The following is a 24,586-nucleotide window of genomic DNA, read 5'->3' as shown; positions in this document are numbered from 1 at the left end:
TTATTATGAAGATAAAAAATTATATGGAAGTGGTAGTCAATAATCTATTGCCAAATATTTTGAAGTGCCAGGAGGAGTCATGTAGCTGCGAAAGGTGTGTAGCTGATATAAAGGCAATAGCCTTAAATATGCTGCCTCCTAAATATATAGCTACAGAGTTTGGAGAGGTTTATTCCAAGATAAATGCTTTATCTATACAATTTGAAGCAGACGTAACCAATGCCATTATACAAGCTATTGATAAAGTAAAAAAGCATCCTAGACATTAGAGAGTAGACTAGCTTTTCATCTAATGGGTCAAAATAAAGTCAAAAAACTATTCAAATTTTTTAAAATATGGTATGATAGTATAGAATTTTATGTAAAGGAAGTGTTTAGCAGTTGTGGAAAAGTATTTAGTAGTCCATGGGCCTAATTTAAACCTCCTTGGTATGCGAGAGCCAGGGATTTATGGTACAATGACGTTGCAGCAGATAAATGAAATATTATTGGCAGAAGCTGCAAAACATAATGTAAAGTTGGACATACTTCAAAGTAATAACGAAGGGGAGATCATTGATTTTCTTCATGGCAATAGGGATGTTGATGGTATTATTATCAACCCAGCCGCCTATAGTCATTATAGTATTGCAATTCATGATGCTATAAAAGCTGTAGCTATTCCTACTGTAGAAGTACATCTTAGTAATATTCATAGTAGGGAAGAATTTAGAGCAAAGTCGGTTACGGCTTCTGTCTGTATTGGACAAATCAGTGGTTTTGGTTATTATAGTTATATCTTAGGGTTGTATGCATTAATCCAACATAATAGATCTTGATATTGTATAATAGGGGGGGTTGAAAATGAATACTAAGATAAGTAAGGTTAGGGATATATTATATGACAAGAACTTAGATGGTGTGTTAATCTATAAGCCTGAAAATAGAAGGTATTTTTCAGGGTTTACTGGAACGACTGGTTTTATTATCATTACCAAAACAGAGGCAAAGTTTATTACGGATTTTCGTTATATTCAACAGGCAAATGAGCAGTGTAAGGGTTATGATATTGTTGAGAACACCAGATATGAACCCCTTGTCAATGTGATTAAAAATCTACATATAAAAGCATTAGGTGTAGAAGAAGAGTTCTTTACCTATGGACATACTTTAGACTTACAGGAACATCTAGCTGACCTTGAATTGGTGCCTCTTAAAGGAGCCTTGACAAAAATACGTTCTATTAAATGTCAAGAAGAGCTTAAGTATATTGAAAGAGCCGCTTCTATAGCCGATGAAGCCTTCCAATATATTTTAGATTTTCTAAAGCCTGGTACAGTTGAGGCAGATATAGCCTTAGAACTGGAATTTTTCATGCGAAGACATGGTGCTGCTGGAGCTAGTTTTAGCTTTATTGTAGCTTCGGGGATAAGATCTTCTTTACCCCATGGGGTAGCATCAAATAAGGTCCTTGAAAAAGGAGATTTTGTTACATTAGACTATGGTTGTATTTATAATGGGTATTGCTCTGATATGACTAGAACAGTTGTTATTGGAGAAGCTAATGATAGACAAAAGGAAATTTATGAGGTTGTACTAAAGGCTCAAAAAACAGCTCTACAACAGGTGAAGCCAGGCATTACAGGAAAAGAGTTAGATGAAATAGCTAGAAATGTTATTAAAGAAAAGGGCTATGGCGATTATTTTGGTCATGGCTTGGGTCATGGTGTGGGGTTAGAGATCCATGAGCTACCCCATGTTAATACTATGGGAGATGTTCCAATGAAACCAGGTATGGTGATCACTATAGAACCAGGTATCTATATCCCTGGGTTTGGTGGTGTAAGAATCGAGGACTTAGTTGTAGTGACGGATGATGGATATCACGTTTTATCAAAAACTTCTAAAGAGTTGCTTGAAATTAAAATATAGTTAAATAATGATGGAGGGATTTTATGATTTCAGCAGGAGATTTTAGAAAAGGTGTAACTTTTGAAATGAATGGACAGCCTTTTGTAATTTTGGACTTTCAACACGTAAAGCCTGGTAAAGGTGCAGCCTTTGTTAGAACAAAATATAAAAACTTAAAAACAGGAGCTACCCGTGAAGAGGCCTTCAACCCTTCTGATAAGTTTCCTAGGGCTCATATAGAAACTAAAGAGATGCAGTATCTTTACAGTGATGGAGAGTTCTACTACTTCATGGATAATGAAAGCTATGAGCAAATACCTTTAACTTTTGATGAAGTAGAGGATGCTATTAAGTTTTTAAAGGAAAATGATAATGCTACAATAAAATTTTATCAAGGAAAAGCCTTTCAGGTGGATCCTCCAAACTTTGTTGAGTTAAAGGTAACAGAGGCAGATCCTGGAGTGAAGGGTGATACAGCTTCTAATGTTACTAAATCTGCAACATTAGAAACTGGAGCAGTTGTTCACGTACCTCTATTTGTCAATGAAGGTGATATTGTTCGAATAGATACTAGAACAGGAGAATATATGTCTAGGGTATAAATAAGCATATTTTGGTAAACACTAAATAATAGATTTAATACAAGTCAAAGGAGGAATTATGATGAACCATTTATTTGAAAAGGTAGCATATTTGAAGGGATTAGCTGAAGGGTTAAGTATTGAAGAGTCTTCTAAGGAGGGTAAGGTTTTACTACATATTATAGATGCTTTAGACGATTTTGCCGAAGCAATTGTCATGATGAATGAAGATCAAGAGGATTTGACAGAGTATGTAGAAGCTTTAGATGAAGACTTAGCTGATGTAGAAGATGAATTGTTTGAAGAAGAAGAAGATGATGATATAGATTTTATGGAGGTCAATTGTCCTAACTGTGATGAAGAAATCTATGTAGATGAAGACTTATTTTATGATGAAGATCCAGAAGTAGTGTGTCCTAAATGTAATGAGGTAATTAAGATAGATACAGACTGTGGCTGTGGCCATAATGGATGCGGTCATCACCACGAATAAAATCAATAAATATTAAATATGATTGAAAAACCAAAGTTTATGGCTTTGGTTTTTCTTTTTTTTTTGTTTTAAGAATAATTACCCTACAATGTAAATATCTATTATATATAAGGGGGGACATGTTGTGATAATAAATACTCAACACAAAGCTTATATGTATAAAAACGCTGTTGCAAACCTAGAAGGTTATTTGTGTCCTGAAATCAGAGAGATTATTGGCAGGATTCCACAGGATGTAAAGGATACATTGGAGGAAATAAGGTTAAGAGTGGATCGACCTCTCATGATTTATGGAAATAACGAAGATTTTTTTATAAATAGAAATGGACAGTTATTAAAAGAGATAAAGGGCAGCCATAAAATAACAAGAAGAAATATTGAAAACACCTTACAATTCATTACGAATTATTCTGTCTATTCAGTGGAGGAGGAGTTGAAACGGGGGTACATTACTATTGAAGGAGGACATAGAGTAGGTGTGGTAGGGAAGGTTCTTTATGACAACTATGGTATCAAAACCATTAAAGACATAACAGGGTTGAACATAAGGATTTCAAGGGAGAAACTGGGTGTGGCTTCTTCTGTTCTAAGGTTTCTTATCAATTCTAAAGGGGAGTTTATGAATACTCTTATTATATCCCCACCCCAATGTGGAAAAACAACACTTTTGAGGGATATTATCAAAAATTTAAGTAATGGGGTTACTACTTTAAAATTAAAGGGGTTGAAGGTAGGTCTGGTAGATGAGCGTTCTGAGATAGCCGCCTGCTTCCAAGGGATACCTCAAAACGATTTAGGGAATAGAACAGATATCCTAGATGCTTGTCCAAAGCCTCAAGGAATGATGATGTTAATCAGGGCCATGTCTCCAGAAGTAATAGCAACCGATGAAATTGGCAAGGAGGAGGATAGCAGGGCAATTCAAGAAGCTCTACTGGCGGGAATAAAGTTAATTACAACCGTTCATGGAAGCTCCTTAGAGGATATCCTATCGAGGAAAGTAATAGGCCAGCTGGTAAAGGAAGGGGTTTTTGAAAGATTGATCCTCATGTCTAATAGAAAAGGTGTGGGGACAATAGAAAAGGTATTAGATGGTCATTCCTTTGAAGATTTGCTTGGAAAACCTATAGAAAATAAGGTGGTAGGATGATATGGTATTACGATTAATTTTTTCTTTAATTATTATAGCATCTAGTTCTTTAATAGGTAATATCTATGCCAATGGTTTTATAGAAAGAACCAAGCTCTTAGCAAGTATGTTATCAACGCTACAAATGCTTGAAACAGAGATTATATATAGTGCTACACCCTTACCTCAGTTGCTGGGAAAGGTGGCTAAAAAGAGTAAAGGAGAAATTGGCAATATATTAGAAGCTACAGCTGAAATATTGTATAAAAAAGAAGGTTATATATTTTCTGAAGCTTGGAGAATAGCTATAGAGCAGGAGACGACAAAAACTGCTTTTCATAAAGAGGATATTGAAGTACTGTTGGCTTTAGGAAACAACTTAGGTATATCCGATAGTAATGACCAAGTAAAGCACATAAGATTGACAAAGGAAGAAATAAAAAGAAATTATGAAATGGCTATTGTAGACCAAGGTAAAAGTGTCAAGCTTTATAGAAACTTAGGGTTTTTGCTGGGGGTTACTATTGTGATTGTATTCTTCTAATCTAACTTTAAGGGGGAAAAATAAATGATTATAAGTGTTGATTTAATTTTTAAAATTGCAGCTATCGGAATCTTAGTTTCTGTACTGAATCAAGTATTATTGAGGGCTGGCAGAGAGGAACAGGCAATGATGACGACATTAGCTGGAATAATTGTAGTTTTGATGATAGTGATTAGTCTAGTAAGTGATTTGTTTGATACAGTTAAAACTATGTTCCAACTGTATTAAGGGTGTGATAAAATGGATATTTTTCAAATTGTAGCTTTAGGCCTAGTGGCTGCAGTCTTATCAGTTGTTGTAAAAAATCAAAAACCAGAAATTGGTATGTACATAGCCTTAGCCACTGGAATTATTATCTTCATCATGGTGGCAACGAAACTGCAATCGGTGATTGAAATTCTTAATCAAATGGCAAATAAAATCAACATCGATGATATTTATTTATCTACGATACTAAAAATTGTTGGAATTGCATATATAGCTGAATTCGGAGCCCAGGTTTGCAAGGATGCAGGAGAAGGTTTGATTGCATCAAAAATAGAGTTTGCAGGGAAAATCTTAATTATGGTTATGGCAGTTCCAATCTTAGTATCATTGATGGACCTGATTATTAACATAGTACCCTAGGATGTGATGTGGATGAATAAAATTATAAAAATCTTTGTTGTGACCCTATGCTGCTACTTTTTTCTATTTTCTATTGTATGGGGTCAGGAGGATGGATTGACACCAGAGAAAATAATACAAAATCAAATAGAAAGACTAGAAACCCAGGAATTACAGGAGATCATGGATGTTATCAATAGGGATTTAGAGGAATATATACCTAAAATAGAATTCAAAGCCTTCATTATCAACGTGTTAAAGGGAGAAAGCACAATTTCCTTTAATGAGCTTTTAAAAGGAAGTGTTAGATTTTTATTTCGTGAAGTAATTGCCAACTGGAGGCTGTTGGTGCAAATTATTATATTGGCATCTATTTGTGCGGTTCTAAAGAACTTACAAAGTGCTTTTGAAAATGAAGTGGTTGGAAAACTGGCTTATAATGTATGCTACCTAGTGATTATCAGTATTTCCATAAAAAGCTTTATGATAGCTGTTCATATAGGAAAGGAAACGATAGATTTGATGGTGAGCTTCATGCAGGCTTTAATGCCGGTGCTCTTGGCAATGTTAATGGCTATAGGAGGTATAACCACCTCGGCCTTTTTACATCCTATTTTGTTGGGTGCTATAGGCTTTGTGGGGACCATCATTAAAACCATCATCCTGCCATTAATCCTATTTTCAGCTGTACTGACTATTGTAAACAATTTATCCTCTAAAATCCAAGTAACAAAATTAGCTAGTTTACTAAAGCAGTCAGCTGCTGTTATTTTAGGATTTGTTTTAACAGCCTTTGTAGGGATTATATCTATACAGGGGATTACCGCAGCTACTGTAGATGGTGTTACGATACGAACGGCTAAATTTGCTGTAGACAAGTTTATACCAATAGTAGGAGGTTTTCTCTCGGATGCAATGGATACGGTGATAGGATGCTCCCTCATACTAAAAAATGCAGTGGGGGCAATTGGTTTAATATCTATCTTTCTATTGTGTTTGATGCCTATGATAAAAATATTAGCCCTTATTATTGTGTATAAGCTGGCGGCGGCTCTAATAGAACCAATATCAGAGAATGGACTGGTGGATTGTCTCAACAGTATGAGCAACGCACTGATTTTATTATTTGCTACTGTAAGCTCTGTAGCCATCATGTTTTTCATGACAATAACTATTATCATAAGTACCGGCAACATAACTGTAATGATGAGGTAGGTGATTTTGTGGACATTATTAGAGAATGGATTATAACGATTGTGTCAATTATTGTATTTATTACCTTTGTAGAAATATTAATACCAAATTCTGATAACAAAAGGTATATTAATGTTGTTGTAGGTCTACTGATTATGATTGTAATTTTAAGTCCAGTGTTTCAAGTGATTAAGGGAGATGTAGATCTAGGAAATAAAATTTTAGAGGCTTCTAATCAGATGGAGCATACAACCATAAAAAATACAATTTCTCACCAGAAGGATTATGTGCAAACCGAGATGGTGATGGCTTTATATAAGGAGAACTTAATTCAACAAATGGAGCATCGGATAGAAGCTATATCGGATTATGGTGTAGAAAATATACAACTGGAGGTAGAAGAGAAGGATCAAAGTAATCTTGGAATGATTTATGGGGTGGATATAACATTAAAAGCCTATAAAAAAGTTAACATAGAAAAAAAAGATATTGAACCTGTAAAAATTAATGTTCTACTTAACGAAAATGATAATACTGTAGAGGCTGGAAGCATATTGATAGATAATGAAGGGGAAAGAATTAAAAATGATTTTAGTATTTACTACAATTTACCAAAGGACAACATAAATATTTATATACTAAAGGATAAATAAAAAGGGGGATAAGAGATGAGGGGTAAAAATTTAAACGATATACTGAAGGAATTATTTTCTAAAAAGTATATGGCCAATATTTTAGTTTTACTGGCAATAGCATTGATGGCTTTGATTGTATCCAGTGATTTTTTATCAAGGGATTCTAAGACAAGAAATACCTATGAGGATCCACTGGGGGATGTGCTGGTACAGCAGCCTCAACAAGCCATGACAGAGGAAGAAATTGTGGAATATAGATTAAAAAGAATATTAGAGACAATAAGAGGTGTTGGAGAAGTGGAGGTTATGATTACTCTCGAAATGGGATCAGAAATTATTCCTGCATCCAATAGTACTAGATCTGCAGATACAACGGAGGAGAAGGATTCCAATGGTGGTACAAGAACAATGATTTCAGAAAGCACCACCGAAACGATTGTTATAGCCAATGAACCCAGTGGTCATAAACCATTGGTTTTAAAGGAAATAAAGCCTCAGGTAAATGGCGTAATTGTAGTGGCGGAGGGTGCAGAGAATATAGAAGTAAAGGCTAAATTATATGATGCAGTAAAAACAGTTCTACAGGTGCCGGGACATAAGGTACAGGTATATTCCAAAAACTAGTAAGGGGGAATTAATATGAAAATTTCAAAAACAGGTAAAAAAAATTTTATTATTTTTTCTTTGGTAATGATGTTGGGACTTATTGGATATGTAAACTACAATTTAAACAAACAATCTCTACTACAGACCTCCAGTGAATTAGAACAATATAGAATGACCATGTTAGAGGAAAGTGGTGTGATGATGGATTTACTTGAGGAGGAATTAGCTTTATTAGATAGTATGGAGGGTGTTGAGCTAGACGATCTAGAGGTTCTAGAAGATATACAAGAGGGTAACACTCAAGATGATTTTGATGAAGCACAAATTGTGGATAGTAGAAGCTTTAATGAGGTTACTGATTTGGCACAGGAAACCAATAATCGGATTGCAGAAACAATTACTAGCAAGGAGTCAATGAAAAGTAGTATTTATTTTATTGAAAGTAAGCTTGAAAGAGATAAAAAACGAAGTGAGATGATTAGTCATCTAAATGATATGATAAACAATCAACTGACTAGTGAAGATATAAGAATGCAGGCCGAAAGTATAAAGTTAGAGGTGATAGCTAGTACTGAAAAAGAAGTGTTAATTGAAAATATGATTATAGCTAAAGGCTTTAGTGATGCCATCGTATACTTAACAGATAATTCCATTAACGTTGTGGTAAATAGTCAAGTCTTAACAGAAAAGGATGTAGCACAAATTGTTGATGTTATAAGACGGGAGACAAATATAGGGATGGATGGGATAACAATTATGAGTAAAAAGTAGAAGTGTTTGTCAATGGAGATTGAATTTGGTATAATAATTAAATAAAGTAATTTTTTATAGGTTATCCTTAGGAGGTATAGAAATGGATGCACTTGAAAAGCTAGAATACGGAGAAGTGAAAATAGCAGATGAAGTTATAGCAACTATAGCAGGCTTAGCAGCCACCGAAGTGCAAGGGGTATGTGGAATGAGTGGGGGCTTAGTGGATGGTATAGCTGAAATTTTAGGAAAAAAGAGCTTGTCAAAGGGTGTGAAAATTGAAGTTTCCAATGATGGTGTAGCCATAGATTTATATATTATTGTTGATTATGGAACAAAAATTCCAGATATAGCTTGGAACATTCAGGACAATGTAAAAACTACGATAGAAAGTATGACGGGTATCACCGTTATGGATGTAAATATTCATATTCAAGGGGTTAGTTTTCCTAAGGAGGTCGCGGAAGAAAATCTCCCTAATAAAAATTAAAAATTTCATTCCAAACTAACCCTCTGGTATCAGAGGGTTAGTTTGAGTTTCACCTTGTATAAGCTAAGGACATAAATTTATAAATTTTCAGCAGTCGCTTTTTGGACAACCTTCAAATGACCTGCAGTATAAATAAAGTTATCCTTTGAAGGACTTAAAAGATGATTTAAAGATTTATAATTTCCTATGGATTATAAAAAAATGTAGTTTTGGGTACTATTTTGATATATAGTATTTTATAGAAATACAATCAAATTTGAAAGTTATAAATTAGGAGGATAATTACATATTATGAATAGAAAATTAGCTAGAGAATTATGTATGAAGATATTGTTTGAGATGCTTATGAATAAAGAATACAATATAGAAATACTGGATAATTATCTATCTTCTGATGAAAGAGAGGATAGTCAGGGTCAGTACGTACATACTGTCATCAGTAGTAGTATTCAGCATATAGAAGAAGTCAATGGGCTTATAAAGAAATATGCAATTGGCTGGACATTAGATCGTATTGCAAAAGTAGATTTGGCAATTTTGCAGTTAGCCGTAATAGAAATTTTACATATGGAGGATATCCCCTATAATGTATCTATTAATGAGGCTGTAGAGCTGGCTAAAAAGTATAGTAGCGATGAATCCACCTCTTTTATAAACGGTATATTAGGAAAATTTGTGGAAAAAGAAGGCATTAAAAAGCATGACTAAGGAAAAGGTTGTTATAGGCCTAGATACCAGTAACTATACAACATCTTTAGGGGTAGTAAATCTTCAAGGTCAGCTTATTCAAGATGAGAGAATACTTTTGCCGGTTAAAAAGGGGAACTTAGGATTAAGACAATCGGAGGCTTTATTTCACCATATAAAGGGTTTGCCTCTGCTGGCACAGAGGACCTCTGGCTATGAAATAGTAGCAATAAGTAGTGCTATAAAGCCAAGACCTATAGAGGATTCCTATATGCCTGTGTTTTTGGCGGCAGAATCCTTTGGCAAAACCATGAGTAATTTATGGGATGTGGCTTTTTATGGGTTTAGTCATCAGGAAGGACATATTAAAGCAGGATTATGGTCTACAGGCGTAAAGCCTTCAAAACCCTTTTTAGCCCTTCATCTATCTGGTGGTACAACGGAGGCTCTAAAGGTAATTCCTAAGGATATAGGCTATGAAATTGAAATAATAGGTGGCACCACTGATATTAGTGCAGGACAGTTTATTGACAGAATTGGTGTAAAGCTTAATCTTCCCTTTCCTGCTGGACCTCATTTAGAAAAAATTCTAGAAAATCAAGACTTGCAGTTACTAAAGGGAAATCCACCTATATCTGTTAAGGGAAACTATATTAGTTTTTCTGGACCAGAAACCCATTTTCAAAGAGAAATAAAAGAAGCCAGCAACCCAGTAGAAATAGCCTATGGTGTTTTTCAATGTGTTGCTAGATCATTATACAAGTGGATTGATAATCTTTTAAAGTCTTATCCTAGTGATGAAATATTGTTTGTTGGTGGAGTAGCCTCTAATAAAATAATTAGAAGCTACCTGCAGGATAAACTACAGAAGAGGTTAAAGCTGTACTTTGGTGATGGCCAATATTGTTCAGACAATGGGGTAGGGATTGCTGTTTTAGGTGTAGAAAGCTATTTGGACCATAAAAAACAATTAAAGTAAGGTGATAAGATGGAGATAAAAGCCCTATCGGTTTCTCAGGTAAATAATTATATAAAACGACTTTTAACTAGTGATCCTATCCTTTATAATATCTATGTAAAGGGTGAATTATCTAATGTTAAATTACATAGTAGTGGTCATATGTATTTTACATTAAAGGATGGGCATAGTAAAATTCCTTGTGTTATGTTTAAATCCAATTGTGAAAAATTAGAAACTATTCCTGAAGATGGAGATAACATTATAGCTAAAGGCTATATTTCTCTATATGAAAGGGATGGACAATATCAATTATATGTTAATGAAATTGACATGATAGGTATAGGAGATTTGTATATAGCATTTCAGCAGTTAAAGAACAAGCTTGAAAAGGAAGGCTTATTTGAACCCTTAAAGAAAAAAAACTTACCATTAATCCCACGAAAAATTGGAATCATAACTTCACCTACAGGTGCTGCAATAAGAGATATCCTATCGGTAATAAAAAGAAGGTTTCCAAAGGTAGATTTGCATATTTTTCCTGTATCTGTGCAGGGACAGGATGCCGTGCCCTCTATTGTAAAAGCTATTAAAATGTGTAATACCCTTAAAGATATGGAAGTAATTATCCTGGGTAGAGGAGGAGGATCTATAGAGGAGTTATGGGCTTTTAATGAAGAAGCTGTAGCTAGAGCTATTCATGGAAGCGAGGTTCCCATTATCTCTGCAGTGGGACATGAAACAGATTTTACTATAGCTGATTTTGTTGCAGATCTCCGGGCACCTACTCCATCTGCAGCTGGAGAACTAGCTGTTCCAAGGCAGGTGGATGTAGTTACAACCCTGAAGGCTTTAAATCGTAGATTACTGTTTGCAGCAAATAAAAAAATCACCGAAGAAAGACAGCGATTAAATATAGTAGAAAATAACTACTACTTTAAATACCCATTGAACTTTATATATGATGAAAAACAGCACTTGGATAATCTGTATAAAAGCTTGTTAAAGGTTGTGAATCAAAGAAAGCTTCAACACAGGGAAAAGCTAGAAGCCACCGTAGAACGATTAAATAGTTTAAGTCCCCTGTCGGTCTTTTCTAGGGGCTATGCTGTAGCAACCACTGAAGCAGGTAAAGTCATTAAAAGTATTACAGATGTTAATAAAGATGAAGAAATAAAAGTAAATCTACTGGATGGTATGATTGATGCAAAGGTTATAAGCTTAACAAAGGAGGACAAGTCTCTTGAAAAAAATGTCTTATGAAAAAGCCCTTAAAAGGCTGGAAGAAGTTGTTGAACAATTGGAAAACAAGGAATTATCTTTAGATGATGGACTGAATCTATTTCAGGAGGGAATTGATTTATATAGGCTCTGTAATGATAAACTAAATGAGGCTGAAGGAAAAATAACAATGATGGTTGAAGAAAAGGGAGAGATAGAGGAAATTCCTTTTACAGATGGGGAGGAATAATAAATGGATTGGAAACAGCAGTTAAATAATTATACAGAAAAGATTAATAGGGAATTAGAAAAGTATATAGATGGTAACGCTAATAATAAGAATCAAACACTGATTGATGCAATGAAGTATAGTTTAATGGGTGGGGGAAAAAGACTTAGACCGGTGCTGGCCATAGCCTCCTATGAAATTTTCAAGGAAGATACCCATAAGGTGCTACCCTGTGCCTGTGCTATTGAAATGATACATACTTATTCTCTAATTCATGATGATTTGCCAGCAATGGATAATGATGATTATCGTAGGGGTAGATTAACTAATCACAAGGTTTATGGAGAGGGAACAGCTATTTTAGCTGGAGATGGATTGTTAAATTACGCCTTTGAAATTATGTTGCAGGAGGCATTAAAGGAAGATAATATAAAATCCTATGTGGAATGTATGCAAGTGATTGCTAAAGCCGCTGGAGTTCATGGTATGATAGGTGGTCAAATTGTAGATCTTGAAAGTGAAAATAAGAAAATTGACAAAGAAACCATAGATTATATCCACTTAAATAAAACAGCAGCATTGATAGCAGCACCTTTAAAAGTCGGAGCTATCCTAGCTGGAGCTAATAAAGACGATATAAAGAATATGGAGGATATAGGTAGGAATCTAGGATTGGCTTTTCAAATCAGGGATGATATTTTAGATATTATTGGTGAAGAAGAAAAGCTAGGAAAACATGTAGGAAGTGATGAGGATAGCAATAAATCAACCTATCCATCCCTCTATGGATTAGATTATTCTATTAATAGAGTAAAAGAGCTAACCTGTGAAGTTCATGAAAAATTAAACCGGTACGATACCAAATCTAAATTTTTATATGAATTAAGTAACTATCTCATCAATAGAGATTTTTAAATAACAAGGAGGAAAGTAAGTGGATTTTTTTGATGGTATATTGAATAACAAAATATTCTTGACTTCGGTATTAGCTTGGTTTATTGCACAGTCCTTAAAGGTAATCCATACATTTGTAGTAGATAAACACTTTAATGTATCGAGGTTTGTAGGTTCTGGGGGGATGCCCAGCTCCCACTCAGCCTTTGTTATGGCTTTAACTACTGCTATAGGTCGTGTTCATGGATGGGATTCTGGAATATTTGCGATTTCATTGGGGTTTGCTCTAGTGGTGATGTATGATGCTGCTGGGGTAAGAAATGCAGTTGGAAAACAAGCCATTATTCTTAACAAGATCATTGAAGATGTTCATCATAAAAAAGAGAAAAAAATCACAGAGCAGAGATTAAAAGAGTTAATAGGTCATACACCAGTAGAAGTAGTGATAGGCGCTATTTTAGGAATCATAATAGCCAAATTGGTGATTTGATAAATATTGAAGTATATGCTATAATGATTGCTATGTTATCCGTAGTGGTACAGTATTCTAGTCAGTTAAATTAGCTTGGAAGGCGGGCCTAAAAATCCGTTGAAGGGCACATCGATGAAGTTCTTGGTTTCGGCTTCTGACGCCCAGTCGGGGGTCGTTTCTGGGAGTAAAGGGGATGGGGGCGATCCGCAAAGGCATGCGGGCGATGACCCTCGCTCCGTGGAGGCCTTTTAAAAGTTATCTTTTAGAGGGTGAAACCTATAGGTGCTTGCAAATTGTGGGAACTATAGAGTAGCCTGCCTTGCGTGGAATAGGCAGATAAATGGATCAGGTTTTTGATATCAGGGCCCGATGGAGAAAATCATTGCTATTTGAAACCTATTCTGCAAAAGAGGCTAAGAGTTAATTTAAACTGTTGAGGAAAACTCCTAGACTGTTCTATTAGAAGCATACTAAGGATTACAGTGCGGACTAAGTGGTACTCCAGTCCTGCCTATGGTGACAAGGCAGAGATTAATTTAAAGGGAAACCGCTGCTATGGCGACAGGCAGTATTAATCTGGGAAATCCTACTGGACCTAAGCCGTAAAATTTACTTAGTATGCTACCACTACAGACTAAAGCTGATAGCGAATGCTATCAGCTTTAAGTTTATGTTTAAAAATAACGCATAAATATTTGACAAAATAGATAAATTGTTATTGATGTAGTATAATAATCGGAGGGATATCTTTGCCTAAGAAGAATGAAAATGGTAAGAATGTTAAAAAAGGTAATAATAATGATATTAGTGATATTTGGAAAAAATATAATTTAAGATGGGTTGTGTTTGTTTCTATATGGACATTTATATTAACAGTTGTTATAAGTGTTGCAGCGGAAATGATATTTGTTAGAACTGAAGTTATATTTGCCTTTTTTATCTTAATACTGATTATATTTACGGGGGTTATCAGTGATATGGTAGGAATTGCTGTTACTGTTGCCTCTGATAAGCCATTCCATGCTATGGCTGCCGATAGGGTAGAAGGAGCCAAATATGCCATAAATCTCTTAAAAAATGCTGGTCCAGTGTCGAATTTTTGCAACGATGTAATTGGAGATATCTGTGGAATTATAAGTGGCGTAGCCGGTGTTACGATTATATTACAGGTACAAAGCTATTTTATGCCTGTAAATCGTGCTTTATTAACAGTAGCTATGAGTGGATTTATAGCATCTTTAACGGTAGGTGGCAAGGCTGTTGGTAAAAGTGTTGCTATTTTAAACTCCCACACCATCGTTTTCAATACAGTAAAGGTTTTAAATTTTTTCGATAAGAAACTAGGCATAAATATATTCACTGGATATAAGAAAAAAAAATAGGAAAGAGAGATGATATCCATGTATAGACTTTTAGAACAAATCAACTCCCCTGATGATTTAAAAGCTTTGAAAAGTCATGAGGTAAAGCTATTAGCAGAAGAAATCAGAAGGTTTTTGGTTGATTCTGTTTCTAAAACTGGCGGTCATTTGGCTTCAAACCTTGGTGTAGTTGAGTTAACCCTGGCTTTACATACAGTGTTTGACACCTTAAATGATAAAATCGTATGGGATGTAGGACATCAAAGCTATGTACATAAAATCCTTACTGATAGAAGAAAACAATTTCATACCTTGAGACAATATAAAGGAATAAGTGGTTTTCCTAAAAGGTATGAGAGTCCTCATGATCATTTTGATACTGGACATAGTAGCACCTCTATATCAGCTGCTTTAGGGATGGCCAGTGGAAGAGATTTAAACAATGAACGGCATTCTGTTGTTGCGGTAATAGGGGATGGGGCTTTAACTGGTGGAATGGCTTTTGAAGCATTAAATCATGCTGGACAAAGTAAAAAGAATATGATTGTTATTTTAAATGATAATGAAATGTCTATTTCTGAAAATGTTGGTGGTCTATCTAATTATTTAAATAGAATCAGGACAAATACTGTTTATTCAAAAGTTAAGGGGGATGTGGAGCACTTAATCAATCAAATTCCCGGCATAGGTAAAAGTGTAGCAAGAACAGCAGAAAAAGCAAAGGACTGCATAAAGTATTTTTTTGTTCCTGGCATTTTATTTGAAGAGTTAGGTTTTAAATATATAGGACCTATAGATGGTCACAACTATAATGAACTATGCAAAGTATTAAAAAGCTGTAAGAATATATCGGGTCCTGTATTAATCCATGTTATGACGAAAAAGGGTAAAGGCTATTCATTGGCAGAAAAACATCCTGACAAATTCCATGGAGTAAATCCCTTTAAAATTGACACAGGAAAACCCATCTCATCTAGTAATAGCATTTCTTATTCTGATGTAGCAGGAAATACCTTAGTACAATGTGGAGAAGAAAATAATAAGGTTGTAGCTATCACTGCTGCTATGCCCGCAGGAACTGGATTAACAGATTTTGCAAAGCGTTTTCCAAAAAGATTTTTTGACGTTGGGATAGCAGAACAGCACGCTGTTACCTTTGCTGCTGGATTGGCTGCTGAAGGTTATCGACCTTTTTTTGCTGTCTATTCTACTTTCCTTCAGAGGGCTTATGACCAGGTTATTCATGATGTATGTTTGCAAAATTTGCCTGTTACCTTTTTGATTGATAGGGCTGGTTTGGTTGGAAATGATGGCGAGACCCATCATGGATCCTTTGATATTTCCTTTTTATCTCCAATACCCAATCTGACAATTGTTGCACCAAAGGATGGGGTAGAATTGGAGGAGATGATAAAATATACCCTGCAGCAAAATGGACCTGTAGCCATAAGGTATCCTAGAGGTACTGCTGTAACTATAGAGGATCCTACAAAAAATGAAATTGTCAAGGGAAAGGGCGAGGTACTTTATGGGGCTGGAAACGATGTTTTAATTATGGCTGTAGGTCATATGAACTCATCGGCTCTAACAATATGCAAAAAACTTGAAGAAAAGAATATACATGCTACTCTATTAAACCCCAGGTTTATCAAACCTATAGATGAGGACATGATTATAAAATATGCAAAAAAACACAAAAGAATTTATGTTATGGAGGACAATGCCTATATAGGTGGATATGGTGTTCAGGTACAGGGACTTCTGAATAAACATAAAATTTTCAAAGAGGTTCATGGAATATCATTACCAGATGAATTTATAGAGCATGGAGATGTGAATACTCTTTATAAATTATATGGTATGGATGAAGATGAATTGTTACAAAAAATAGTTGATGATTTTACAGGTAAATCCTTTAAAAATATCGTTATTACACGTTAAATAGGAGAAGTGAATTAATGGAGAAATTAAGATTGGACATGCTTTTAGTAGAAAAAGGGTATTTTGAAAGCAGAGAAAAGGCCCGACGAAATATTATGGCAGGGCTAGTATTTGTAGATAACCAAAAAATTGATAAGCCAGGTACAAAAGTAAAGGCTGATGCAACCCTCATTGTAAAGGGTAATGCGATCCCCTATGTAAGCAGAGGGGGACTGAAGTTAGAAAAGGCTATTGAAGCATTTGCCATTGATCTTGAAAACAAGATTTGTTTAGATATAGGGGCCTCTACCGGGGGGTTTACTGATTGTATGCTGCAAAATGGAGCATCAAAAGTATACGCTATTGATGTAGGGTATGGACAATTGGATTGGAAACTAAGACAGGACTCACGGGTTGTTGTTATGGAGAGAACAAATATCAGATATGTGGAACCAGAGGCTATGGAGGAATTAGGGGATTTTGCATCAATAGATGTCTCTTTTATATCTCTAAAATTAGTACTACCAGTAGTAAAAACACTTTTAAAGTCATCGGGAGAAATAGTAGCCTTAGTAAAGCCTCAATTTGAAGCTGGCAAAGAAAAGGTAGGAAAAAAAGGGGTAGTAAAAGATGAAAATGTCCATAAAGAAGTAGTGGAGGAAATAATAAACTTTGCTAAAAACCTAGAATTTCAAATACTGGAATTATCATATTCTCCTATTAAAGGACCTGAAGGTAATATTGAGTATTTATTATATATGAAAAACAATAAGGATAATCAGGAAGAACCCTCAATATCCTATATACATAATATTATTGAAGAATCCCATAAAAGTTTAAATTAGATAACAATAATTTGGAAATTTGAAGGAAAATATCATTCTTTGCAGAATAAAGTAAATGCAAGTTAATATTAGTACTTTTGAAGTAAGACTTTGTTCCCAAATCAAATCAGGTATAGATTTCTGTATTAAATTTTCAGTGAATGCTTTTTAGCATTTTAATAAGGAGGATATCTATGAAGTATACGAGGCATGCAAAAATTTTAGAGATTATTGAGAACAATGAAATAGAAACACAAGAGGAACTTTCAGAGGAGCTCAGGAAAATTGGTTTAAATGTTACCCAAGCAACAGTTTCTAGAGATATTAAAGAGTTAAGACTTATAAAGGTCTTATCCAAATCAGGAAAGTATAAATATGCCACATTAAAAAGTCAGGATACAATTCTCTCTGATAGACTTGTCAGACTGTTCAAAGACTCTATTATATCCTATGATTATGCAGGGAATATACTGGTATTAAAAACGATACCAGCAGCAGCACAAGCAGCAGCCTCTGCCATAGATGCAACAGGCTTTGATGGTATTGTTGGAACTGTGGCTGGAGATGATACGATATTTGTTGTGATAAGGGATGCAGAGAAAATGGATGAAATGATTGATAAATTTAGAAAATTAGTGAGATAGAATGGGGGGCCTTTATGCTTTTACAGCTAGAGGTTAAAAACTTTGCTTTAATAGATGAATTAAACATTCAATTCGATAAGGGCTTGAATATATTAACAGGAGAGACAGGAGCTGGCAAATCTATTATCATTGATGCTGTCAATATGGCTATCGGAGAAAGAGCCGATCGACAATTCGTCAGAACAGGATCAAAAAAATCCATGATCCAGGCTATCTTTTCTGTTAGCGAGATTAGTGATTTAGAAGAAGTGTTAGATGAATATGGCATTGAGGTTGATGAAGACAAAGCTATCATTGTGACAAGGGAGATCTATGGTAATGGCCGTAGTGTTAGTAGAATAAATGGTATTATGGTAAATCAAGGGGTTTTGAAGTCAATTACTCAAAAACTTATTGATATACATGGACAGCATGAGCATCAATCTTTATTACATACAGAGTTTCATATAGATTTACTGGACTTATACGGAGGTAAGGATATCCATGATTTACTGGTAATGTTATCCAATAAATATCAGCATTATCTAAAACTTAAAAAAAGCTTAGAATCTTTTTGCTATGATGATATGGAAAGAGAAAGAAAAATAGATTTATTAAAGTTTCAAATAGAAGAAATAGAAACAGCTGAATTAACCATAGGAGAAGAAGAGGAATTAAATCAAAAGAGAATACTCTTAGGCAATAGTGAAAGGATTTATACAACATTAACTACTACTTATGAAGATTTTTATAACAGTAATACCCATCCTTCAGTGATTGATTATATTTCTAAAAACACTAAAGCATTGCAGAGTGTTGCTGGACTAGATGGGTCCTTGAGCTATTTTTATGAAGCATTAGAAGATATTCAATACAAAATTGAAGATATAATTACAGAAATACGGAATTATAGAGAACAAATTGAATTTGATCCTCAAATACTACAGGAAATAGAAAAAAGATTAGATACAATTAACAATTTAAAAAGGAAATATGGATCATCTATCCAGGATATTTTAGACTATAAGGAGGTAATTCAGCAAGAACTGGATAATTATATTTATAGCGAAGAGAAAATCTCCCAATTAAAGCACGAAATTACGGCTATAAAGAAGGAGATAGAAGATCTATCTATTAATATTAGTGAATTAAGAATAAAGGCTGGCAAAGTATTTGAAGGTCAATTGGTGGATATATTAAAAAGCTTAAATATGAAAAATGTATCCTTTGCTGTTGACATTAAACAACTAAAGGATACTTATGGAAATCTTAAGGTTTCAGAAAAGGGTATTGATAAGGTGGAGTTTAAGCTCTCTACAAATCCTGGTGAGCCTTTGAAACCTTTAGCTAAAGTTGCTTCTGGTGGTGAAATTTCTAGGGTTATGTTGGCACTGAAAACAATATTGGCTCATATAGATGGAATACCAGCTTTGATTTTTGATGAAATTGATACCGGAATCAGTGGTATAACAGCTCAAATTGTGGGAGAAAAATTACATCATATTTCTAAGAAACGTCAGGTAATATGTATAACACATTTACCTCAAATAGCTGCCTTAGCTAATACTCATTTTTTAATTGAAAAGAAAATAGAAAAAAATACTACAAAAACCATTGTGAAAAAATTGGATAAAGATAATCGATTATATGAATTAGGTAGATTATTAGGTGGAGAAGTTACAGAAATAACTTTAAAGCATGCTGAAGAAATGATAGATAAAGCCCATAAAAAAATAAAAGCTACTAATTAGCTTTTATTTTTTTATTATTTGATATGATATAGAAATTAATATAGGCAAAAAAGGATGATAGTTACAAGTTTATTATATTTTATATATAATAATCACTCTATAAAAAAGCCAAATTAATCTTAGTAGCTATAAAAATAATTAAATTCCTTAATGTATTACTAGATTAAGCATTGGTAGGAGAGTGATTTTTTTGATTAATAAAAAAACATATAAAAAATATATTGGCTGGCTAATGTTAATAATGATGGTGTTGACATTTTATTTGTCATTTATAGAAGTTACCGGTGGTTTATATAAAGAGTACCATATATCAATTGGAAATGACTATACTTTAAATCAAAGATTCCCATTATTTCTTTCTTTTTCAGATTCAAATAATTCCATAGCACCTTCTATCATAGAACTTACACAACTTAACCCCTCTAAGTTTCAATTTAATAGAAGCTTCTATATTAAAACCTTAGATGAGGGAACAGCAAGTCTTCAGCTTAAAATATTGGGCTTTGTTCCATATAGAAATATTAAAGTAAATGTGGTACCTGAACTACAGGTTATTCCAGGGGGACATTCAATTGGAGTAAGACTAAATACCGATGGAGTATTGGTAGTAGGTACAACGGAAATTACTGATTCCAATGGTATGATCCATAATTTAGCAGACGTAGCAGGTATAAGAATAGGAGATTCATTAATAGCTATAAATAACATAAAAGTTAATAATGCTGTACATGTGGGAGAGATTATTAAAGATAGTGATGGTACAGAATTAAAGCTAACACTTAAGAGGGATGGCAAAAGTTATACTACTTCCATAACACCTATTCAATCTATGGAGGATCAACAGTATAGGTTGGGATTATGGGTACGGGATAAAACTGCAGGAGTAGGAACCATGAGTTTTTATCATCCTAAGACAAAAAAATTTGGTGCATTAGGTCATGCTATTACTGATATTGACACTGGAAAAGTTTTGTCAATTAGAGATGGTGAGGTAGTGAAATCAAGAGTAGTTTCTGTTGAACAAGGAAAAAGAGGAAAGCCTGGAGAAATTAGAGGAGTATTTTATGATACTCATGAACCAATAGGGAAGCTAGAAAAAAATACAGACTATGGTGTTTATGGAGAATTACTATATTCCCTACAAAATGAGTTTTATAAAAATCCTATTCCTATTGCCTATCAACATGAGATTAAGCAAGGACCTGCTCATATTTTAACGACAATAGAAAATGATAAAATTGAAAAATACCAAATAGAAATTTTAAAAGTCAATACCCAAACCAAGATAGATGGTAAGAGTATAGTTATTCGCATAACTGATAGGAGATTATTAGAGAAAACCGGGGGTATTATTCAAGGAATGAGCGGTAGTCCAATTATACAAAATAACAAGGTGGTGGGAGCAGTTACCCATGTTTTAATTAATGATCCAACAAAAGGTTACGGCATTTTTATTGAATGGATGCTAGAGGAGTCGGGAATATTTGATAGAGATGTCAAAAAAATTGTAGAAAATTAGAAAAATAAAGAGAACGAAAATTTACAAAATTTTGAAGTTTTTTCTAAGAGTAGGGAGGAATAAAAATTCACTTGTCGAATAATTAAGTTACAGAATATAAATCATATTATAAAAAATAAAGTGTTTCAGGGGGGTTTATCGTGAAAAGTGAAAAAATTACTGTATTAATTGTAGATGATAATGAGGATTTTTGTGATATTCTAAGTGAATACCTAGGGAGACAAGAGGATATCGGTGTAGTGGGGGTAGCTCAGGATGGATTAAAGGCACTGGAATTAATTAATGAGAAAATGCCAGATGTAGTGATTTTAGATATTATTATGCCACATTTGGATGGTTTAGGGGTTTTAGAGAGATTAAACAAAATGAATTTACAAATATTTCCAAAGGTAATTATCCTATCGGCGGTGGGGCAGGATAAAATAACACAAAGTGCTATTAATTTAGGGGCAGATTATTATGTGATAAAGCCCTTTGATTTTGAGGTTTTTATTGATAGGATTAGACAAATGGCTAGAGGATCTTCTAATAATGTAAAGAAAAGACCCAGTTATGTAGGTTCATCTGCTTTAATTACCAACAATAGTAGCTTAGAGGCAGAAATAACAAATATTATTCACGAAATAGGGGTTCCAGCCCACATAAAAGGATATTTATATTTAAGGGAAGCTATTACAATGGTTATAGAGAACGTTGAATTGTTAAGTGCCGTCACAAAGGAACTGTATCCATCCATCGCTAAACGATTTAACACCACTCCAAGCAGGGTAGAGAGAGCTATAAGACATGCAATTGAAGTAGCCTGGAGTAGGGGAAAGGTAGATACCATTAACAATTTATTTGGGTACACTGTTCATAATGATAAGGGTAAGCCAACAAATAGTGAATTCATCGCTATGGTGGCAGATAAACTGAGACTTGAAAAAAGAGTAAGTTAAGGGCTGGAAGTTAAAGCCTAACAAACACCTTGATAAAGTATTGCTTTACATAGCTAATATTTTATCAAGGTGTTTGTTTTTTATTTTTATGAAAGAAACAGAGGAATTTGTTTTTCGTTTTATGATCCAAATATTTTTCTTTTTATAAATTTGCCCTCCTTCATAATTACTTCCATCTTATCACTGGCTACATGGTGGATATCATCTAAGGGATTACCTTGAAGCACTATAAGGTCAGCGAATTTACCTTCTTCTAGGGTACCAGTAATATCATCTATTTTCAGCATTTCAGCTCCATTTTTGGTGGCAGCCAAGATGGTCTCCATCTCTGTTAGCCCTGCTTTATGTAGGGTATACATTTCTGTAATGGCATATTTGCCATAGGGCGTCAAGCTACTACAAAAAGAATCGGACCCCACTGTAATTCTAATACCCTTTTCATTTGCATTTTGTAGATTGCTAATAATACGATTCAGCTCTTTCTCAGCGGTTGTACAGCCTGGATATTGGTCATGAATGGGTCTATAAGGTGGTTGATATACACTAAACCATTCATAAAAGAACTGAAGGGTTGGACAGAAGGTAATATCTTTTTCCTTCATGATTTCAAGACATTCTTCATTTAGTTCTTGACCATGAATAATGGCAGATACCCCTGCTTTACAAGAGTTCAGGGCACCGTCATAACCTTCTGCATGGGACCACACAGGCAAACCTACCATATTACATTCATCTACTACTGCTTGAATCTCCTCCATACAGTAATGGGAGTGGGCTTTTGCGTCATGCCTCCATATACCTCCACCTGTTGCCCAAATTTTAATGGCATCTGGATTTTCTCGAATCCTTCGTCTTATTGCTTTGCGTAAATCCCATGGACCATCCACTCTTTCAGCCCAAGGATGGGCAGCATTGTTATAATTGAGTGGTAATCTATGGGAATCTCCATGTCCTGCTGTTCTGCAAAACCCAAGCCCAGTTGCAACTACACGAGGCCCAGGAATAACTCCTTCTTCGATCATATCACGAATATATATTCCCGAACGAGAAATTTCACCTACAGATGTTAGTCCATGCTCCAATGCTTCATGGGCTTGGGCAACAGCAACGATTGTCTTTTGTATCACAGGCTCAAGTACCCATTCATTATCATTATCAGTTTTGTTTCCACTAAAGTGAAGGTGTGTATCAATCAAACCAGGTATGATGGTTTTTCCATGAATAGCTATCTTTTGGTAGTCCTCCCCAATCTCTATCATTGATCCGGCATATTGGATTTTTTTATCCACTACCAACAACAGGGAATTTTCTATTGGGACTTTTCCAGTACCATCAATTAATAACCCCCCTATAAATGCAATTTTATTCATAATTTTATCCCCCTTACCTATAATAATTATGAAAACCAGGCTTAAATTCCGATCAAATCAAAATATCATTTGCTTGAGGTTGATTCCTAAAATACATAAAGAATATTCTATATATTATAACATTTCACTCACCAGCTTTCTACTTTTTTATCCATCATTATTTCATCAACCACATTTTTAGCTAATTGGTAGTCAAAGCCTTTTCTAATAAGCTGACTATAGATTTTTTGCTTTAATTTAAAGAAATGATCTTCTTTTTTTACATATTTATCATAATATTTTTTTCCTAAGGCTAAGGCTTGGGATTTATATATATCTGTTTGTTGTGATACGGTGGTAGTAATTTCTACATCTTGTTCTAATAATAAAAGGGACTTATGAATAGAAACCTTTGAAAATCCTTTTTGTAGTAATTTGTTGTAGGCTTTAGATTTAATATGATTTAAAGGTAAGCTTTTTTTAGAATGAAAAAGTTTTTTTACTATATTTTTAGCTATTTCTATTTCCTTTTCTTCTGTAAAAACAGATAAGGTTTTTGTAATGATTTCTTCTGAAACCCCTTTTTGTGCAAGTTCTCTTTCAATTAAGCTTTTTCCTTTACTTCCTTTTTCTATGTTATCTCCTATGAAAATTTTACTGTATTTATGGTCATCAAGATACTTATATTCTTGTAGTTTCTCAATAACATGGGAAATAACTGTACTACTATATTCTTTGCCAGCTAAATAATTAACCACTTCATTTTCTGTTCTAGCTTTATAGGTCAAGTACTTTAATGACAGATTGAAAGCTTTTTTTATAGCTATGCTATCACAAGAGTCATAGTTGGGATTCATTAAACTCACCTCTTAGTTTTTTTATATAAAGAAAACATGATTTGTCCATGTTTATATATTAAATG

29 protein-coding genes are annotated in these 24,586 nt (G+C 34.2%); 27 read left to right on the top strand and 2 right to left on the bottom strand.

Annotation, left to right across the window (positions count from 1 at the left end; all coding sequences use genetic code 11):
• Positions 1-5 precede the first annotated feature (5 nt).
• The 27 genes from BLS22_RS07215 to spo0A all read left to right on the top strand — a co-directional run bounded on the left by BLS22_RS07215 (position 6) and on the right by spo0A (position 22,315).
• On the top strand, positions 6-269 hold the full coding sequence (locus BLS22_RS07215) for a late competence development ComFB family protein (protein ID WP_176762089.1): 264 nt from the start codon (positions 6-8) through the stop codon (positions 267-269).
• A gap of 114 nt (positions 270-383) precedes the next feature.
• Positions 384-818: a type II 3-dehydroquinate dehydratase gene (aroQ, locus tag BLS22_RS07210; RefSeq protein WP_090552829.1), complete on the top strand. Its 435-nt coding sequence runs from the start codon at positions 384-386 to the stop codon at positions 816-818.
• A 25-nt stretch (positions 819-843) separates the two neighbouring features.
• Positions 844-1,911, top strand: coding sequence for a M24 family metallopeptidase (locus tag BLS22_RS07205; protein ID WP_090552826.1), 1,068 nt, complete (start codon positions 844-846; stop codon positions 1,909-1,911).
• A 23-nt stretch (positions 1,912-1,934) separates the two neighbouring features.
• Positions 1,935-2,492 (top strand): elongation factor P, encoded by a 558-nt coding sequence (gene efp / locus BLS22_RS07200; protein ID WP_090552823.1) that lies wholly within the window; start codon positions 1,935-1,937, stop codon positions 2,490-2,492.
• Positions 2,493-2,553: 61 nt separating this feature from the next.
• On the top strand, positions 2,554-2,964 hold the full coding sequence (locus BLS22_RS07195) for a CD1247 N-terminal domain-containing protein (RefSeq protein WP_090552821.1): 411 nt from the start codon (positions 2,554-2,556) through the stop codon (positions 2,962-2,964).
• 124 nt (positions 2,965-3,088) lie between these two features.
• On the top strand, positions 3,089-4,114 hold the full coding sequence (spoIIIAA, locus tag BLS22_RS07190; protein ID WP_244269491.1) for a stage III sporulation protein AA: 1,026 nt from the start codon (positions 3,089-3,091) through the stop codon (positions 4,112-4,114).
• Position 4,115: 1 nt separating this feature from the next.
• The gene (gene spoIIIAB, locus BLS22_RS07185; RefSeq protein ID WP_090552818.1) at positions 4,116-4,637 is read left to right on the top strand and encodes a stage III sporulation protein SpoIIIAB; all 522 of its coding nucleotides are present in this window, start codon (positions 4,116-4,118) and stop codon (positions 4,635-4,637) included.
• A 24-nt stretch (positions 4,638-4,661) separates the two neighbouring features.
• The gene (gene spoIIIAC / locus BLS22_RS07180) at positions 4,662-4,865 is read left to right on the top strand and encodes a stage III sporulation protein AC (protein ID WP_330386489.1); all 204 of its coding nucleotides are present in this window, start codon (positions 4,662-4,664) and stop codon (positions 4,863-4,865) included.
• A gap of 12 nt (positions 4,866-4,877) precedes the next feature.
• Positions 4,878-5,264: a stage III sporulation protein AD gene (spoIIIAD, locus tag BLS22_RS07175; RefSeq protein ID WP_090552815.1), complete on the top strand. Its 387-nt coding sequence runs from the start codon at positions 4,878-4,880 to the stop codon at positions 5,262-5,264.
• A 12-nt stretch (positions 5,265-5,276) separates the two neighbouring features.
• Positions 5,277-6,458, top strand: coding sequence for a stage III sporulation protein AE (gene spoIIIAE / locus BLS22_RS07170; RefSeq protein ID WP_090552812.1), 1,182 nt, complete (start codon positions 5,277-5,279; stop codon positions 6,456-6,458).
• 8 nt (positions 6,459-6,466) lie between these two features.
• A complete protein-coding gene (gene spoIIIAF, locus BLS22_RS07165) occupies positions 6,467-7,090 on the top strand; it encodes a stage III sporulation protein AF (protein ID WP_176762088.1) in 624 nt (207 codons plus the stop codon).
• 15 nt (positions 7,091-7,105) lie between these two features.
• Positions 7,106-7,696, top strand: a complete 591-nt coding sequence (spoIIIAG, locus tag BLS22_RS07160) for a stage III sporulation protein AG (RefSeq protein WP_090552806.1) — start codon at positions 7,106-7,108, stop codon at positions 7,694-7,696.
• Positions 7,697-7,711: 15 nt separating this feature from the next.
• Entirely contained in the window at positions 7,712-8,449 is a 738-nt protein-coding gene (locus BLS22_RS07155; RefSeq protein ID WP_090552804.1) for a SpoIIIAH-like family protein, read from the top strand.
• A gap of 82 nt (positions 8,450-8,531) precedes the next feature.
• Entirely contained in the window at positions 8,532-8,918 is a 387-nt protein-coding gene (locus tag BLS22_RS07150; RefSeq protein ID WP_176762087.1) for an Asp23/Gls24 family envelope stress response protein, read from the top strand.
• A 291-nt stretch (positions 8,919-9,209) separates the two neighbouring features.
• On the top strand, positions 9,210-9,626 hold the full coding sequence (gene nusB / locus BLS22_RS07145; protein ID WP_090552799.1) for a transcription antitermination factor NusB: 417 nt from the start codon (positions 9,210-9,212) through the stop codon (positions 9,624-9,626).
• A complete protein-coding gene (locus BLS22_RS07140) occupies positions 9,619-10,584 on the top strand; it encodes a Kae1-like domain-containing protein (RefSeq protein ID WP_090552796.1) in 966 nt (321 codons plus the stop codon). The genes nusB and BLS22_RS07140 overlap by 8 nt, the downstream gene beginning before the upstream one ends.
• A gap of 9 nt (positions 10,585-10,593) precedes the next feature.
• Positions 10,594-11,826 carry an exodeoxyribonuclease VII large subunit gene (xseA, locus tag BLS22_RS07135; RefSeq protein WP_090552793.1) on the top strand — a complete coding sequence of 411 codons (1,233 nt, stop codon included), beginning with the start codon at positions 10,594-10,596 and terminating at the stop codon, positions 11,824-11,826.
• On the top strand, positions 11,816-12,034 hold the full coding sequence (gene xseB, locus BLS22_RS07130; protein WP_244269504.1) for an exodeoxyribonuclease VII small subunit: 219 nt from the start codon (positions 11,816-11,818) through the stop codon (positions 12,032-12,034). Before xseA ends, xseB begins: the two co-directional genes overlap by 11 nt.
• A 3-nt stretch (positions 12,035-12,037) precedes the next feature.
• Positions 12,038-12,928 (top strand): polyprenyl synthetase family protein, encoded by an 891-nt coding sequence (locus BLS22_RS07125; protein WP_090552788.1) that lies wholly within the window; start codon positions 12,038-12,040, stop codon positions 12,926-12,928.
• 19 nt (positions 12,929-12,947) lie between these two features.
• Positions 12,948-13,397 carry a divergent PAP2 family protein gene (locus BLS22_RS07120; RefSeq protein WP_090552786.1) on the top strand — a complete coding sequence of 150 codons (450 nt, stop codon included), beginning with the start codon at positions 12,948-12,950 and terminating at the stop codon, positions 13,395-13,397.
• A gap of 731 nt (positions 13,398-14,128) precedes the next feature.
• Positions 14,129-14,761: a hypothetical protein gene (locus BLS22_RS07115; protein WP_244269490.1), complete on the top strand. Its 633-nt coding sequence runs from the start codon at positions 14,129-14,131 to the stop codon at positions 14,759-14,761.
• A gap of 18 nt (positions 14,762-14,779) precedes the next feature.
• Complete coding sequence (dxs, locus tag BLS22_RS07110; RefSeq protein ID WP_090552783.1) at positions 14,780-16,681, top strand: 1-deoxy-D-xylulose-5-phosphate synthase; 1,902 nt, start codon at positions 14,780-14,782, stop codon at positions 16,679-16,681.
• A gap of 17 nt (positions 16,682-16,698) precedes the next feature.
• Complete coding sequence (locus BLS22_RS07105; RefSeq protein ID WP_090552780.1) at positions 16,699-17,505, top strand: TlyA family RNA methyltransferase; 807 nt, start codon at positions 16,699-16,701, stop codon at positions 17,503-17,505.
• Between the two features lie 173 nt (positions 17,506-17,678).
• The gene (locus BLS22_RS07100; RefSeq protein WP_090552777.1) at positions 17,679-18,128 is read left to right on the top strand and encodes an arginine repressor; all 450 of its coding nucleotides are present in this window, start codon (positions 17,679-17,681) and stop codon (positions 18,126-18,128) included.
• A 14-nt stretch (positions 18,129-18,142) separates the two neighbouring features.
• Complete coding sequence (recN, locus tag BLS22_RS07095; protein WP_090552774.1) at positions 18,143-19,858, top strand: DNA repair protein RecN; 1,716 nt, start codon at positions 18,143-18,145, stop codon at positions 19,856-19,858.
• Between the two features lie 190 nt (positions 19,859-20,048).
• The gene (gene spoIVB / locus BLS22_RS07090) at positions 20,049-21,377 is read left to right on the top strand and encodes a SpoIVB peptidase (RefSeq protein WP_244269489.1); all 1,329 of its coding nucleotides are present in this window, start codon (positions 20,049-20,051) and stop codon (positions 21,375-21,377) included.
• A 140-nt stretch (positions 21,378-21,517) separates the two neighbouring features.
• On the top strand, positions 21,518-22,315 hold the full coding sequence (spo0A, locus tag BLS22_RS07085; protein WP_090552772.1) for a sporulation transcription factor Spo0A: 798 nt from the start codon (positions 21,518-21,520) through the stop codon (positions 22,313-22,315).
• Positions 22,316-22,434: 119 nt separating this feature from the next.
• On the opposite strand, the gene BLS22_RS07080 is transcribed toward spo0A, so the two are convergent.
• Together BLS22_RS07080 and BLS22_RS07075 are read right to left on the bottom strand one after the other, a co-directional pair.
• Positions 22,435-23,685 (bottom strand): metal-dependent hydrolase family protein, encoded by a 1,251-nt coding sequence (locus tag BLS22_RS07080; protein WP_090552769.1) that lies wholly within the window; start codon positions 23,683-23,685, stop codon positions 22,435-22,437.
• A 128-nt stretch (positions 23,686-23,813) separates the two neighbouring features.
• Positions 23,814-24,521 (bottom strand): RecX family transcriptional regulator, encoded by a 708-nt coding sequence (locus BLS22_RS07075; protein WP_090552767.1) that lies wholly within the window; start codon positions 24,519-24,521, stop codon positions 23,814-23,816.
• Positions 24,522-24,586: the final 65 nt, after the last annotated feature.

Source organism: Natronincola ferrireducens, from assembly GCF_900100845.1.
Lineage (GTDB): Bacteria > Bacillota > Clostridia > Peptostreptococcales > Natronincolaceae > Natronincola_B > Natronincola_B ferrireducens.
The sequence above is the reverse complement of the archived record's forward strand: the minus strand, read 5'-3'. Positions and strand labels throughout refer to the sequence as shown.

Bases quoted from the DNA above. Each gene is read 5' to 3' on its own strand.
- BLS22_RS07105 (WP_090552780.1), top strand. From the start codon at position 16,699: ATGGAGAAATTAAGATTGGACATGCTTTTAGTAGAAAAAGGGTATTTT.
- BLS22_RS07100 (WP_090552777.1), top strand. From the start codon at position 17,679: ATGAAGTATACGAGGCATGCAAAAATTTTAGAGATTATTGAGAACAAT.
- spoIIIAD (WP_090552815.1), top strand. From the start codon at position 4,878: ATGGATATTTTTCAAATTGTAGCTTTAGGCCTAGTGGCTGCAGTCTTA.
- recN (WP_090552774.1), top strand. From the start codon at position 18,143: ATGCTTTTACAGCTAGAGGTTAAAAACTTTGCTTTAATAGATGAATTA.
- BLS22_RS07080 (WP_090552769.1), bottom strand. From the start codon at position 23,685: ATGAATAAAATTGCATTTATAGGGGGGTTATTAATTGATGGTACTGGA.
- BLS22_RS07140 (WP_090552796.1), top strand. From the start codon at position 9,619: ATGACTAAGGAAAAGGTTGTTATAGGCCTAGATACCAGTAACTATACA.
- BLS22_RS07125 (WP_090552788.1), top strand. From the start codon at position 12,038: ATGGATTGGAAACAGCAGTTAAATAATTATACAGAAAAGATTAATAGG.
- spoIIIAB (WP_090552818.1), top strand. From the start codon at position 4,116: ATGGTATTACGATTAATTTTTTCTTTAATTATTATAGCATCTAGTTCT.
- BLS22_RS07215 (WP_176762089.1), top strand. From the start codon at position 6: ATGAAGATAAAAAATTATATGGAAGTGGTAGTCAATAATCTATTGCCA.
- dxs (WP_090552783.1), top strand. From the start codon at position 14,780: ATGTATAGACTTTTAGAACAAATCAACTCCCCTGATGATTTAAAAGCT.
- spoIIIAC (WP_330386489.1), top strand. From the start codon at position 4,662: ATGATTATAAGTGTTGATTTAATTTTTAAAATTGCAGCTATCGGAATC.
- BLS22_RS07195 (WP_090552821.1), top strand. From the start codon at position 2,554: ATGAACCATTTATTTGAAAAGGTAGCATATTTGAAGGGATTAGCTGAA.
- BLS22_RS07155 (WP_090552804.1), top strand. From the start codon at position 7,712: ATGAAAATTTCAAAAACAGGTAAAAAAAATTTTATTATTTTTTCTTTG.
- spoIIIAG (WP_090552806.1), top strand. From the start codon at position 7,106: ATGAGGGGTAAAAATTTAAACGATATACTGAAGGAATTATTTTCTAAA.
- efp (WP_090552823.1), top strand. From the start codon at position 1,935: ATGATTTCAGCAGGAGATTTTAGAAAAGGTGTAACTTTTGAAATGAAT.
- xseA (WP_090552793.1), top strand. From the start codon at position 10,594: ATGGAGATAAAAGCCCTATCGGTTTCTCAGGTAAATAATTATATAAAA.
- xseB (WP_244269504.1), top strand. From the start codon at position 11,816: ATGTCTTATGAAAAAGCCCTTAAAAGGCTGGAAGAAGTTGTTGAACAA.
- nusB (WP_090552799.1), top strand. From the start codon at position 9,210: ATGAATAGAAAATTAGCTAGAGAATTATGTATGAAGATATTGTTTGAG.
- spoIIIAE (WP_090552812.1), top strand. From the start codon at position 5,277: ATGAATAAAATTATAAAAATCTTTGTTGTGACCCTATGCTGCTACTTT.
- BLS22_RS07150 (WP_176762087.1), top strand. From the start codon at position 8,532: ATGGATGCACTTGAAAAGCTAGAATACGGAGAAGTGAAAATAGCAGAT.
- BLS22_RS07075 (WP_090552767.1), bottom strand. From the start codon at position 24,521: ATGAATCCCAACTATGACTCTTGTGATAGCATAGCTATAAAAAAAGCT.
- BLS22_RS07205 (WP_090552826.1), top strand. From the start codon at position 844: ATGAATACTAAGATAAGTAAGGTTAGGGATATATTATATGACAAGAAC.